Source organism: Mycobacterium sp. ITM-2016-00316, assembly GCF_002968335.2.
GTDB lineage: Bacteria > Actinomycetota > Actinomycetes > Mycobacteriales > Mycobacteriaceae > Mycobacterium.
Genome location: NZ_CP134398.1, coordinates 1,008,248 through 1,021,026, shown reverse-complemented (window position 1 = coordinate 1,021,026; position 12,779 = coordinate 1,008,248). Strand labels below are relative to the sequence as shown.

Annotated in this window: 13 protein-coding genes; 2 read left to right on the top strand and 11 right to left on the bottom strand. The window is 65.3% G+C overall.

Features of this window, described 5'->3' with window-relative positions; all coding sequences use genetic code 11:
* Window positions 1–545 precede the first annotated feature (545 nt).
* Window positions 546–755 carry a transposase gene (locus tag C6A86_RS29155; protein ID WP_396834748.1) on the bottom strand — a complete coding sequence of 70 codons (210 nt, stop codon included), beginning with the start codon at window positions 753–755 and terminating at the stop codon, window positions 546–548.
* 59 nt (window positions 756–814) lie between these two features.
* Here C6A86_RS29155 and C6A86_RS04865 point away from each other — a divergent pair, with 59 nt between their 5' ends.
* Together C6A86_RS04865 and C6A86_RS04860 are read left to right on the top strand one after the other, a co-directional pair.
* Window positions 815–1,798, top strand: a complete 984-nt coding sequence (locus C6A86_RS04865) for a YncE family protein (protein WP_105361741.1) — start codon at window positions 815–817, stop codon at window positions 1,796–1,798.
* A 63-nt stretch (window positions 1,799–1,861) separates the two neighbouring features.
* Window positions 1,862–2,848: a YncE family protein gene (locus C6A86_RS04860; protein WP_105361742.1), complete on the top strand. Its 987-nt coding sequence runs from the start codon at window positions 1,862–1,864 to the stop codon at window positions 2,846–2,848.
* A 311-nt stretch (window positions 2,849–3,159) separates the two neighbouring features.
* On the opposite strand, the gene C6A86_RS04855 is transcribed toward C6A86_RS04860, so the two are convergent.
* The 10 genes from C6A86_RS04855 to rpsS form a co-directional block, all read right to left on the bottom strand.
* On the bottom strand, window positions 3,160–4,845 hold the full coding sequence (locus C6A86_RS04855; protein WP_105361743.1) for a glycosyltransferase family 39 protein: 1,686 nt from the start codon (window positions 4,843–4,845) through the stop codon (window positions 3,160–3,162).
* Window positions 4,842–6,332 carry a glycosyltransferase gene (locus tag C6A86_RS04850; protein WP_233212858.1) on the bottom strand — a complete coding sequence of 497 codons (1,491 nt, stop codon included), beginning with the start codon at window positions 6,330–6,332 and terminating at the stop codon, window positions 4,842–4,844. The genes C6A86_RS04855 and C6A86_RS04850 overlap by 4 nt, the downstream gene beginning before the upstream one ends.
* Window positions 6,329–8,254 carry a hypothetical protein gene (locus C6A86_RS04845; protein ID WP_311101039.1) on the bottom strand — a complete coding sequence of 642 codons (1,926 nt, stop codon included), beginning with the start codon at window positions 8,252–8,254 and terminating at the stop codon, window positions 6,329–6,331. The genes C6A86_RS04850 and C6A86_RS04845 overlap by 4 nt, the downstream gene beginning before the upstream one ends.
* A gap of 68 nt (window positions 8,255–8,322) precedes the next feature.
* Window positions 8,323–9,831 (bottom strand): hypothetical protein, encoded by a 1,509-nt coding sequence (locus C6A86_RS04840; protein WP_105364514.1) that lies wholly within the window; start codon window positions 9,829–9,831, stop codon window positions 8,323–8,325.
* A gap of 362 nt (window positions 9,832–10,193) precedes the next feature.
* Window positions 10,194–10,490, bottom strand: coding sequence for a 30S ribosomal protein S17 (rpsQ, locus tag C6A86_RS04835; RefSeq protein WP_105364515.1), 297 nt, complete (start codon window positions 10,488–10,490; stop codon window positions 10,194–10,196).
* 2 nt (window positions 10,491–10,492) lie between these two features.
* Window positions 10,493–10,726, bottom strand: coding sequence for a 50S ribosomal protein L29 (rpmC, locus tag C6A86_RS04830; RefSeq protein ID WP_057167024.1), 234 nt, complete (start codon window positions 10,724–10,726; stop codon window positions 10,493–10,495).
* Window positions 10,726–11,142, bottom strand: coding sequence for a 50S ribosomal protein L16 (gene rplP, locus C6A86_RS04825; protein WP_105364516.1), 417 nt, complete (start codon window positions 11,140–11,142; stop codon window positions 10,726–10,728). Before rplP ends, rpmC begins: the two co-directional genes overlap by 1 nt.
* A 1-nt stretch (window position 11,143) precedes the next feature.
* The gene (gene rpsC / locus C6A86_RS04820) at window positions 11,144–11,989 is read right to left on the bottom strand and encodes a 30S ribosomal protein S3 (RefSeq protein WP_105364517.1); all 846 of its coding nucleotides are present in this window, start codon (window positions 11,987–11,989) and stop codon (window positions 11,144–11,146) included.
* Complete coding sequence (gene rplV / locus C6A86_RS04815) at window positions 11,989–12,495, bottom strand: 50S ribosomal protein L22 (protein WP_105364518.1); 507 nt, start codon at window positions 12,493–12,495, stop codon at window positions 11,989–11,991. The genes rpsC and rplV overlap by 1 nt, the downstream gene beginning before the upstream one ends.
* Complete coding sequence (gene rpsS / locus C6A86_RS04810; protein WP_105364519.1) at window positions 12,495–12,776, bottom strand: 30S ribosomal protein S19; 282 nt, start codon at window positions 12,774–12,776, stop codon at window positions 12,495–12,497. The genes rplV and rpsS overlap by 1 nt, the downstream gene beginning before the upstream one ends.
* Window positions 12,777–12,779 lie beyond the last annotated feature (3 nt).

Genomic DNA, 12,779 nt, shown 5'->3' with positions numbered 1-12,779 from the left:
TACACCCGCGGGGTGACGGGCACCGGACAAATTGACGCCGACATCAATGGGTGACCTCGGCCAGGGCGTGTCTGACAAAATGCGGCAGCCAGACGGTGATGGCGCGTAGGGCCGCGGCGCCGTAGACGACGGGGAGTTCGTCGTTGCGGGCGGCCAGTCCGCGCCGCTGCTTGGTGGTGTTGAAGCGCGTTCGATCACGTTGCGGGCCTTGCAGTCTGCAGCGTCGAAGGCCGGCGGCCGGCCGCCGCGTGACCCTTTGCGTTGGCGGTGGGCGTCCTGATCGGACGCTCGAGGAATCACCGCGGACTCGATCGGATCGGGTGCACGTCGGCCCGCCGCCGAGTCGGGGTACCCGCAGATGGGCCAACAGGTGTTCAAAGACCGGATTCGTGTAGTTCGACCCAGCCCGCTGTGGGGCGGGTGAGGTCGGTGGCGTGCTGATGAGCGTGCGCGATCGTGGAGTCCAACTGACCAGTCGATGATCCCGCCGGCTCGAGCTGCCGAAAGCAACCGAGTCAGCACCGCATCCCAGGTTCCGTCGGCGCTCATCCGGCGATGCCAGGTCCAGATCGTGTGCCACGTTCCAAACACCTCGGGCACATCACGCCAGCGATTCCGCACCGGTAGCGGTAGATGATGCCCTCCACCACCGGCCGGGCATCCCGAAACGGTCTGCCACGCTTGACCGTCGGTACAGGCAACAACTCTTCGATCAATGCCCATTGATCGTCAGAGAGCGACTGACATCGCGACATCCCTCAAGCCCTAGGCGCAACACCCGAAATTTTGGCCAGACACGCCCTAGCCTTCACTCATGACTGCCCCGATCCATGCCATCGTGGACCGCATTCCGCTGGTCGATGACATCCCCTACGACCTGCACGTGCTCGGCAATGTGCTGTACACGGCGAACGGGCCCATCCGCCGAATCGACCTCGACACCAAGCAGATAACCATCATCGCCCCGGCAGAGCGCAGTGGTCCGATGGCATTCGTCGACTACCACCGGCCTCTGGACGGACCCGAAGACGGAGGTCTGATCGGCACCGGCCTGCCCGACCAACGTCTCTACTTCGTTCTTCCCGAGCGAAACCGGATTCTGGAGGTCGTTCCGCCGAGGTTGGACCTGTATCGCGACATCCAGATTCTGCCGGAGCACCTGACGAGCTTCTTCGCGCTGACGATGGTGGGCACCAACCACGAGGCCAAGTACCTGTACTTCTTCGACGTCAACCGCTACGCGATATGTGTGGTCGACCTCAAGGTCGGAAAGATGGTCGGGTCGATACAGCTCGGGAACTTCTCCTGGGACATCGCGATCAGCCCTGACGATCAGACCCTCTACGCGGCACAGGCATACGAGAACTGTGTGGCAGTTATCGACCTCACCACGTCACCGCCGTCCCAGAAGGCTGTGCGGGTGACCAACGGGCCGGCCGCAGTGGCTTTGAGCTCCGACGGCCAACGCTTGTTTGTCGCCTGTTGCGGTGACAGCGGCGGTGCCCCCGGTGAACTCGACCACGGCACGCTCTCGGTGTTCGACACCTCGACCTGGCAGGAACAGCAGGTCCCCGTCGGGAAGTACTCCCTGCACGTCGTGGTCAACAACGCGGGCACCCGGGCATACGTCTCCAATGCCCGCAGCAACTCCATCTCGGTCGTGGATTGCGTCGGTGGACTCGAAGTCATCGCCACCATCACAGGTTTCGACGAACCGGCACGCATGTGTCTGAGTCCCGACGAGATGCGTCTGTTCGTCGCCGAAGGGACACCTTCGGTCGCGGTCGTCGCCATTTGACGGCGGATCGGTGATTCTGTTCATTCGCACGGTCGATGCGGCGCTGCACACTAGCCTGCCCTCATGAGCGATCCAGCCAGCGCCCTCATCGACCGTATTCCGCTCGGAAGCCACGGAATGCACGACCTGTACGTGCACGGCGACACCTTGTACGGAGCACATACTCGGCTCCAACGAATCAACCTCAACACCAAAGAGATCAGGACCATCGGCACGGAGGTGGACGGCGTCTACCCCTTGGCGTTCGTCGACTTCCACCGGCCGCTCGACGGCCCGCCGGACGGCAGCCTGCTCGGCGTCGGTATGCCGGATCAACGCCTGTACGCGATTCTTCCCGACAAGAAACAGCTCGGCGAACTCACTCCCGCATTTGCGGACAGCTTCGCTACGTTTCAGTTGCTGCCAGACCACGTTCCCGGTTTCTTCCCGTTGGCGATGGTGGGCAGCAACAACGCCAAGTACCTCTACTTCTACGATCTCAATCGGCTGGCAATCTGCATCGTCGACTTGGACACCCGCAAGATGGTGGGGACGATTCAGCTGGACGGCTACACGCGGGACATCGTCATCAGCCCCGATGACAAGTTCATCTATGCGGCGCATTTGTTCGCCAACGAGTTGTCGGTGATCGACCTGACGACGCCGTGGCCGACGGTGCGAAAGGTCCCGGTGACCAATGGGCCGATGGGCCTGGCGCTCAGCGCCGACGGGAAGCGCCTGTTCGTTGCGTGCTGCGGCGACAGCGGCGGCGGGCCCGGAGACCTCAACCACGGAACGCTCAAGGTGTTCGACAGGTCGACGATGCAGGGCGTTCAGATGTTCACCGGCAAGTATTCGACCCACGTGGTGGTCAATGGTGCAGGGACCCTGGCCTACGTCTCGAACAACCACGACGGGTCGATATCGGTGGTCGACGTGAGCGGCACCCCGGCACTCGAAGCGACCGTCACCGGCCTGACGAGTCCCGGGCGGATGTGCTTCGGTCCCGACGAGCACCGGCTGTACGTCACGGAGTCCGCACCGGACGCAATTGCGATCCTGGCGGTGTGATCAACCCTTCCCTGGCGGCACCTGCGCCCTCCGTTCCAGCTGCCAGCGAACGATGTTTCAGCAGAACGGCTTTCCGCCGACCGATGCGTGGGCGCCAAAGGCGGAGTCGCTACAGCAGCGGCGAACATTCATTCGAGCGGTGCGCTCGGCTGTGTCCTGCTCGGTTTCCGCTCCGAGGTTCGCCGGTGCTGTGTCAGCGTGTCAGGCGCGCCACCGAAATGGCGTTCGAAGCCTGTCTCGCACGTTCATTCCGTGTCCTACGTCCTTCGGTCGTCAGCGCGCCGCGCGGTTGCCGGGGCCTACCGATCGATCTAGCCGGCTCCGCTTTGCTCGGCAATGCGGTAGAGCCGCCAATCCGGTTGGCCGTCACCGTCGTTGGGGATCTCCAGCTCCAACGAGGCGATTTCGGCGCCCGTCTCGTACAGCGTCGGATACCGCAGGTTGAGCGCATCGGAGCTGCCTCGCCCCGTGGGGGGCACCGACAGCAGGTAGCGGATGCCGTTGCCTGCGGGATCGTTGAGCAACTCGGTGAAGTCCGGATCGGACGGGATCACGAAGACCCTGGGCCGTGGTGAGGCGGCGATGATGCCGAATCCGTACACGGTGTCGGTGATGACCGAACTGTCCGGCAGGTCGAGGGTTTCCAGATAGTCGGCAATCCTGCGCTCGGTGCCGAAGGTCCGCGCGATGCGCTGTTCGGTGGCGGCACGCTCGGTGACATCATCGGGGTCCGGGGCCAGCACCGCGGCAAGACCGTATTCCTGCGGGGCATAGTCGGGCAACGACATACCCAGCACGGTGACCGGAATCCCGATCGCAAGTGTCGAGGCGACCGCCACATAGGTTGCCGCCGAACGGCGTTGCGGCGCCGGCTCGGTGACCGCGGGCGCGAACTTGCCACGACGTTTGGGACGGGCGAATACACCGTCGGGCACCCCCAGCAGCGCCAGTGTCGCTGCCATCGGTATCGCGATGATGAAGAACCGCAGGAACGGAAAGGTCGACCCCTGCGCGTAACTGAGCGCCTGGAACGCCAGCACCGCTCCGAACATCGCCAGCGGGACCACCAGCATCTGCCAGTTCGGCCGGCCCCAGCGCTGCATCAGCGCCCACAGCGTCAACGGAAGCAGTGTCGGCGCGAGAAACATGACGCACGCGGCGGCGAAGCCGACCGCCTCGACGGTGTTCGGTGCCGTCATGCCCGACTGCTCCAGGATCGCGGCATTCCCGTACTGGGATGTGAACTGCGCAAACGCTTCCCCGGTGATCAACCATCCCGCGGCCGCCCAGCCCAGGAAGGCCGCGATGCCTGGTCCGCTCACGATCAACATGTCCATCACCGCGCGGTGCACTCTGGGCGCCGGCCTGGCCCGCAGGTAGGTGGTGATGCCGACGACCAACCCCGCCGCCCCGACCGTGGCCAGGGCGTCGTAGCGGGTCAGGTACGCCAGTCCCATGGCCACACCACCGGCGGCGACCAGGTGATGCACGTCATCGTCGACCATCCACATGATGAGCCTGCGCACCGCCCAGGTCATGAAGAAGATGAACGGTGCCTCGCTCATACCGTTGGAGCCGTAGAAGACGATCATCGGGTTCAGCGCGAACAGTGCGGTGATCGTCAACGAATAGGTGCGGGGCAGCCCACGATCGGCGCCCATGCTGAAGATCTGCACGGCCGCACCCGACATGAACAGTGCAGACATCAGCGTGCCCGAGAACGCACGGGCGGTGATCTCTGGAAAGAGCGGGCTGAGCCAGACCGCCGGGATCTGCACCATCGCCGCGACCGGTGTGAAGATGAACCCGAGGGCGGCCAGATGCGGATCGCGGCTGAACAGCACCGACCGGGTGGACGACACCCGGGACAGGGTGTCGCCCATGATGAAACCGTTCTGGATCTGCAGCCAGTAGCCGACGGCGATGTACAGCGCCAGGCACACGAAGAAGATCGAGAACTTGAGCCTGCGGTCCGACCCGCCCAGCGCCGCCGTCATGGCTGGCCTGTCGACTGGTGCACGGTGCTGTCATCGGGCCGCTCGGCCAGCCCGTGATACGTCTTCTCCCAGAACGAGGGCTGCCGGATCATCTGGTAGCAACCCTTGGCCGCGGCGACACTCATCATCAGCCAGAACAGCGCGACCGTCAGCCCGGCCACCAACAGGTCGGACCTGTCGTCCTCACGCAGCGCGATCATGTTCATGTACATCACCGTGAAGTTGCCGATGATCATGGCCACCAGCGCGGGAAAATAGATGTAGTCCGGGAATACCTCGCCCACGACCGCGGGCTGACCGAGAAACCACAGCAACGTGATGAACCAGAAGAGCAGGTTGAGTACGGCGATGATCGGAGTACCCGCCAGCACCAGGGTGAACCTGATGAAGCTGCGCAGGCCGAGGGTGCGGTACAACTTCAACGGGCGCCGGATGTGCACGAGCCAGGTCTGCAGATAGCCCTTGTACCAACGGGATCGCTGACGGATCCAGTTGATCGGGTCGCTGTTGGCCTCTTCCAGCGTGTACGAGTCGATGACGGCGGTGCGGTAGCCGCTGGCCGCGATCCGCAGTCCGAGATCGGCGTCCTCGGTGACGTTGAACGGATCCCATCCGCCGATCCCCAACAGCATGCCCCTGCGCAGATGGTTCGAGGTGCCGCCCAACGGGATCGGTGATGTGCTGACCATCATCCCGGGCAACAGAAACCCGAACCAGAGTCCGTACTCCGCGGTGAACCATGCCGTCAGCAGGTTCTGTTGCCCGTTGTGGTACACGAGTTTGGCCTGAACGCACGCCACGTCATCGGGGAGGTCCCGGAAGGCGGCCACCACCCGGCGCAGCTGCAGCGGCTCGGGCAGGTCCTCGGCATCGAAGATGGTGACGATATCCCCGGTGGCGAAGTGCAAACCGTAGTTGCACGCCTTGGGTTTTGTCCGCGGCTCGGCCGGCGGCACGAGCAGGATGGTGATCACGTCGGACTCGCCGCATGCCCTCGCCGCGTCGATGGTGACCTGATCATCGGCCTCCAGCAACAACAGCACCTGCAGCCGTTCCCGCGGGTATTCCAGGGAATCCATCGCGCCGATGAGATCGGCCACCACTTCGGGCTCGTTGTAGGCCGGAACCAGGATCGTGTAGGACGGCAACTCGTCATCCGGTATGGACCTGGCCACCTCGTCGGGGATGACGATCGGCCTCGAGGCCAGTCCGCGACGGAAGATCAGTACCCGGTCTCCCAGGGTCAGCAGGTAGGCCAGGGTGCACAACCCGATGAGCGCGATCGCCGTCGCCATCGGCTGCCAGGCCGCCACGGCGATCACGAAGGCCAGCAGGCTCAGCAACACCGGTTTCTGCCAGCCCAGCAGCGGTTTGGAGGCCGACCTTCTGGGATCGTCGTCGCGCAGGCCGTTGATGGCCCGGTCCAGCGCGTACTCCTGCTGCGCGGCCGTCACGGTGTGGGCGTCGAAAATCTCTCGTGTGCTCACTGCTGGCCCCGGGACCGCCTGCCGCGCAGAACGATGAGTGCCGCACCGAGCACCGCCAGTGCCAGGGCGCCCACCCCGAGGGCCACGTAGAGGCTTGTGCGGTCGGCGGATGCCGCCGCCGGGTCCTCGGCGGCCGGCGTCGTCAGCTGGATCGGCTCGCGTCCCGGCGTGGAGACCACCGCGTTACCGGTGAGCCCCGACCACCGGTTGACATCGGAATCCAGCCAGGTGAGCAACCGGTCCAGTTCGGCGGGTGCATTGCTGGAGGTGGCGACCAGCACCGTGCGGCCCCCGGAATACACGGTCTGCAGCGAGCCGAAGCCGACCTCCGGATCCAGCGCCAGTGTGCTGGAATTGCCGCTGCCATCGACACTCTCGACGGTGATGACGCCGTCGGCGTCGACCGTGACGGGCAGCGCAATCCGGTCGTCGTTCCAGCCTTGCGGGCTCACCACGATCGCCGGTTCCGCGGACGCCATGGCGTCCCCCGGGGACACCACCACGGTGTCGAACGGCAGACCGCTCAGCCGCTGCAGACCTGTGACGATGCGGACCGCGCGGCGCAGATTGTCCAAACCCTCATCGATACCGACCTCGATGCGCGGCATCAGCGCCTGCGGCAGGGACTGGAAACCGGCCGGCGACGGCGGAACGGCCAGTGTGGTCTCGACCGCCGACTCACCGTCGATGGTCAGCGTGATGGGCTGAAACTCCCCGCATCGACCGGTGTTTCCCGCCGCGTTCACCGCGATATCGAGGTTGGTGTAGCGCTCCAGCACCCGTTCGGGCACGTCGATCCAGCGGTCGATCTGGCCACTCGGTTCGGTCGCCCAGCGGGCCAGCATCTCACCCGCCACGCTCACCGTCACCTGCCCGGCAATACCCTCGGGCAACGGCGTGTAGGACCCCTGCAGGTGCACCCTGACGTCCTGCACCGGCCGTCCGATCCGGGTCTGGTCGAGCGGGACGGTGACCCGCGGATTGACCAGACTGGTGGCGTTGACACCGGGCTGGCCCAGCTTGCGGATGGTGGTGAGATCGCTGGGCAGCTGCGGAATCGTCGCCAGTGGGCCCGCGACGGCGCTCGACGCGACGGCCAGCTTTGACAGGTCGCTGGACAGCAGCCTTGCCTGATTCTCCAGATCCGCCGGCGATCCGGTCACCAGCAGGGCCGGTACCGCATTGGGACCCTCCAGACTCACCCCGGGCGCCCCGCCCTCACGGATCACGATCTGACGTTCCAGCGGAACCGGTGGCCGCAGCGCGCCGTCGGTCGAGATGAGGTCGATCTCGGTGCGCTGCGGGCCGTATCGCGCGACCGTCGCCGTGGCCAGGCGCACCGCGGCGTCGGATTCGGCACGCGACGGGTTCGGCGGGACGGCCAGCGTCAGCCGCTGCAACACCGGCGGCAGGAAGTCCGCGACGGTGGCGGGGGCCAGTTCCTGACCGGAGTACCTGACCTCGGTTCCCACCAGCCGCAACGGATTCGACGCGTCGAACACGCAGTACCCCTCGGGTAGCGTCAGATAGCTGCGCAGCACCACCGTGACGGCGTTGTCGACGATCCGCGCCCCGGCCAGCGGGATGGTGATCGGCGCCTGGTCCGGAGGCAACGGGACTCGCGAGATGATGCGCTCATCCTGACTGACCTCCAGCGTCCCGCCCAGTGCGTTCACGGGCAGCGCCACCGTCGCGACGAGTTCGGTGGGTACCAGCCCGGGCTGCACAGGGATCGAGAGCGTCTGCTGGCCTTCGATGCCGTACAGCGAGATCGTGGAGTCGATGCCGACCGTCCGCAGGCTCAGTGTGGGTGAATTCGCCAGTGACATATCGCCTTCGGGCTCAGCCACGGCAACACCGGACAACGCGGTCCCGCCGGCGACCACCACGGCCACGACCACGGGAAGTAAGCGTGACGTCACTCCAGAAAGAGTGTGTCGCTGCGGTCGAGCCAGACCTGCGTTCACCGGAATCGTCATCCTGTCCTGTTTCATCGGAACTGCGCCGCCACCAGCGCACGGCTGAAGGTCCGCAGTATGTCCTCGTCCTTGAAGACCGGCGTGCGGTCGTCGAGTACCGCGTTGCCGCGGAACAACAACGTGATCAAGGTGCGGATATTGGATGCCACGCTGACCGACGGCGCCGGAAACGGAGCGTTGGGATCATGGTTGTCGACGGCGAAGACCGTCACCCGCTGCGCGAGTTCATCGTCGCCCCAGGCGAACTGCATCGAGTTCCAGGTGACCAGCAGGCGGTCGTCGACCACCGACGTCATCCTGCCCTGCACGCCCATACCGAGATCGATCTGTCGTTGCGGGCTGATGCGGGCATCGGTCAGGCCGTAGAGCACACGTGACGGGTAGACGCCGAAGGAGAACGGACGGCGGCTGACGATGCTGTCCACGACGATGGTGCGCGGCCGGGACAGTTTGTCCCAGTCCGGATTTCCCTGCGTGGCGAGCATGTACTGGCGGATCAGCACCGCACCGTCACCGTAGAGGCGGTGCACTTGCCGGTACTCACGTTGCTCGGTGACCGTCCATCCGATGGGCGCGTCCAGCGGACGTCCCTGCGTCAGCCTGTCCGGGCTGGGCCTGCTGATCGGGGCGGTGCTGGTCTGGGTCGGCAGGCTGCACATCGCGAGCACAATCGTGACGATGAACACGAGCGGCACGCCGGCCCACACCTGTTTGGAGGCAAGTGGTTCGACCTTGCGGTCGAGTATTCGCTTGGGAGCGCCGCGACGGGCCTGGAAGAACATGAGGAGCCCGACGACGCTGATCGCCGTCACCGCGGGCACCTGCTGGTAGACCACCATCGGCGCCTCGGGGAAAACCATGGCGATCGTGATCAGCACGGCGAACCCGACGACCCAGGACCCCAGCGAGCCGTACACCCCGCGCCGGAAGGTCCGCCCCACCGCGGTACCCGTCCCCACCGCGGCGATCAGCAGCGTGGCGGCACCGGCGGCGAACGTACCGCCCCCCAACAACACCACGGTGAGGTAGTAGGGCAACGAGAAGGCCATCATCGCCATCGCCCACACCCAGGTGAAGCGGATCACCGGCCGAAGCCCGAAGAGCACGATGCAACAACTCAACACGAACAGCCAGGCGGCGATCACGTCCAGCCGCAGGAGGTGGAAGTACAGCGTGTAGCGCTCCAGCAACTCGGCCTGGATCAGGACCGCGAGACCGAAACCCATACCGCCGACGATGATGTCGGTTTGCCGGTCATGAATCGGCAGTTCGGTGCGCTTGCGTCGCGCGACGCCGATCGACACCAGGGTCGCCACCAACGGCACCGTCCACACGTATCCGCCGAGACCACCCTCGCGGGTGGTGTTGGCCAGACTGACGAAGGTGTTGCCGAAGGCGATCGCCGTCAGCGCGATGATCAGTAACCAGCGGATGCCCAGCCGGTAGAGCGGGTGCACTCCGTAGTACCGCTCAAGGATCGGCGTCCGCGCCGGCGGGTCTGCTGTCGTTGCGGTGGCCATGTGAGCAGTCACACGGGTGGTGGCAGCGGCGCGCGTACCGACGGAAGACGACGACGGCCGCACCGTGCACGAACCTGCCGGTCTCGCACCACCATTCCCGGCCCCATCTGCGCGATGCTAGGTCACCGCAGGAGGGAGCACGTGCGTAATCCTTGAACCGGCAAGCAATGGTCGATGTCGATAGGTTTCAGCAAAGCTGACAGGTCGGCGTCATATGAGCGGCGCGGCGGGAGATGTGCGCCGTGGACCCAACGCCGGCTAATCATTGGAGCCGACAAACCCGAATCGGCCATATAACGCACAAACCCCCGGCCCGCGCAAGCGGTACCGGGGGTCTGGGAAGCTGTTCCCGAAGGAGTGCTCTACTTCGCCTTTTCGAGGATCTCGACCAGACGCCAGCGCTTGGTCGCCGACGTCGGACGGGTCTCCATCAGCGAGACGCGGTCGCCGATACCGGCATCGCCGTTCTCGTCGTGCGCCTTGACCTTCGTGGTGGTCCGGATGATCTTGCCGTAGAGCGGGTGGCTCTTCCGGGATTCCAGCTCGACCACGATGGTCTTCTGCATCTTGTCGCTCACCACGTAGCCGATGGCCGTCTTGCGACGACCGCGCACTTTCTCAGTGGTCGGCGTGTGGTTGGGGCCTTTGGTCTCTGCCATTGTTACGAATCCTCACCAACGGGTCCGGAGGCCAGACCCAGTTCACGTTCACGCAGCACGGTGTACACCCGTGCAATCTCGTGGCGCACCACACGGAGGCGCCGGTTATTGGTCAGCTGACCGGTCGCCATCTGGAAGCGCAGGTTGAACAGCTCTTCCTTCGATTCGCGCAGGCGAGTGGTGAGCTCCTCTTCGGTGAGCTCACGCAGTTCGCCAGGCGTAACTCCCACTGCCATCAGAACTGCTCCTCTCGTGTCACGATGCGTGCCTTGATCGGCAGCTTGTGGATTGCGCGGGTGAGAGCATCGCGGGCGATCTTCTCATCCGGGTAGCTGAGCTCGAACAGCACGCGGCCGGGCTTGACGTTGGCCACCCACCACTCGGGCGAACCCTTACCGGAACCCATGCGGGTCTCGGCGGGCTTCTTGGTCAGCGGGCGGTCCGGGAAGATGTTGATCCACACCTTGCCGCCACGCTTGATGTGCCGGTTGATGGCGATACGAGCGGACTCGATCTGCCGGTTGGTGATGTAGGCGTGCTCCAGAGCCTGGATGCCGTAATCGCCGAAGCTCACCGTGGTGCCACCGCTGGCGGTACCACGCTGCCTCGGGTGGTGCTGCTTGCGGTGCTTGACCCTGCGGGGGATAAGCATTTCAGCTCCCTGAATTTTCTGTAGTGCTCTCGGCAGACGCCTCGACAGCCGCGTCAGCGGTCGGTGCGGCCGACTCTTCTCCGGTGGCGGCACGGCCGGCCTCGGTGCTCGTCGCGGTGGTACCCGACGCGCCACTGCGGCGCGGACGGGTGGCACCGGACGGACGCTCACGACGCGGACGGTCGGCGGCCGGCGCCGCGGCGGTCAGCTCACGCTTGCCACCGACGATGTCGCCCTTGTAGATCCAGACCTTCACACCGATCCGGCCGAAGGTGGTCTTGGCCTCGTAGAGGCCGTAGTCGATGTCGGCACGCAGCGTGTGCAGCGGGACTCGACCTTCGCGGTAGAACTCCGAGCGGCTCATCTCAGCACCGCCGAGGCGGCCCGAGCACTGCACCCGGATCCCCTTGACGTTGGGCTGGCGCATGGCCGACTGGATGGCCTTGCGCATCGCGCGGCGGAACGCCACTCGGTTGGACAGCTGCTCGGCGACGCCCTGGGCGACCAACTGCGCAACAGACTCGGGGTTCTTGACCTCGAGGATGTTGAGCTGAACCTGCTTCTTGGTCAGCTTCTCCAGGTCGGTCCGGATGCGGTCGGCCTCGGTGCCGCGGCGACCGATGACGATGCCGGGACGCGCGGTGTGGATGTCCACGCGCACCCGGTCACGGGTCCGCTCGATCTCCACATCGGCGATACCGGCCCGCTCCAGGCCGGTGGCCAGCAGACGGCGGATCGCGACGTCTTCCTTCACGTAGTCCGCGTACTGCTTGTCGGCATACCACCGGGACTTCCAGTCGGTGGTGATACCGAGCCGGAAGCCGTGCGGATTGATCTTCTGGCCCACTACTCCGAGCCCTCCTTCGCTTCTGCGGAAGCCTTGGTAGATGTCGCCGCTGAAGCGGCTCCGGTGGCCTTGGTCGAAGCAGCCTTGCTGCCCTGCGCACGACGTGCGCGTGCCGCACTCGCCGAGGCGCCCTGCTGTCCACTCTTCTTGGGCGGACGGCTCTCGACGATCACGGTGATGTGGCTGGTGCGCTTGCGGATACGGAACGCACGCCCCTGGGCGCGCGGCCGGATGCGCTTGGCGGTCGGGCCACCGTCGGCGTGGATGGTCGCGACCACGAGGGTCGACGGATCCAGTCCGTTGTTGTTCTGCGCGTTGGCGGCCGCACTGGCGATCACCTTGGCGACCGTGGTGCTGGCGTCCTGGGGTGCCCACCGCAGGATGTCGAGCGCCTCGGCCACCGACTTGCCGCGGACCAGGTCGATGACCCGGCGCGCCTTGGTCGGCGAGAACGGCACGAAGCGGGCAACCGCCGTCGCGGACGGATACTCAATTGCAGTAGTCATTACCGGCGCTTCGCTTTCCGGTCATCCTTGATGTGACCCTTGAACGTGCGGGTGGGGGCGAACTCGCCGAGCTTGTGCCCGACCATCGCCTCGGAGACGAACACCGGCACGTGCTTGCGACCGTCGTGGACGGCGAAGGTGTGACCGATGAAGTCAGGAATGATCGTCGAACGACGCGACCAGGTCTTGATGACCTGCTTGCTGTTCTTCTCGTTCTGGACGTCGACCTTCTTCAAGAGATGGTCGTCGACGAACGGGCCCTTCTTCAGGCTGCGTGGCATCGC

Coding starts and splice junctions, on each gene's coding strand:
- C6A86_RS04865 (WP_105361741.1), top strand. CDS start 815: ATGACTGCCCCGATCCATGCCATCGTGGACCGCATTCCGCTGGTCGAT.
- rpsQ (WP_105364515.1), bottom strand. CDS start 10,490: ATGGCAGAGACCAAAGGCCCCAACCACACGCCGACCACTGAGAAAGTG.
- C6A86_RS04855 (WP_105361743.1), bottom strand. CDS start 4,845: ATGACGGCGGCGCTGGGCGGGTCGGACCGCAGGCTCAAGTTCTCGATC.
- rplV (WP_105364518.1), bottom strand. CDS start 12,495: ATGACTACTGCAATTGAGTATCCGTCCGCGACGGCGGTTGCCCGCTTC.
- C6A86_RS04860 (WP_105361742.1), top strand. CDS start 1,862: ATGAGCGATCCAGCCAGCGCCCTCATCGACCGTATTCCGCTCGGAAGC.
- rpsS (WP_105364519.1), bottom strand. CDS start 12,776: ATGCCACGCAGCCTGAAGAAGGGCCCGTTCGTCGACGACCATCTCTTG.
- rpmC (WP_057167024.1), bottom strand. CDS start 10,726: ATGGCAGTGGGAGTTACGCCTGGCGAACTGCGTGAGCTCACCGAAGAG.
- C6A86_RS29155 (WP_396834748.1), bottom strand. CDS start 755: ATGTCGCGATGTCAGTCGCTCTCTGACGATCAATGGGCATTGATCGAA.
- rplP (WP_105364516.1), bottom strand. CDS start 11,142: ATGCTTATCCCCCGCAGGGTCAAGCACCGCAAGCAGCACCACCCGAGG.
- C6A86_RS04840 (WP_105364514.1), bottom strand. CDS start 9,831: ATGGCCACCGCAACGACAGCAGACCCGCCGGCGCGGACGCCGATCCTT.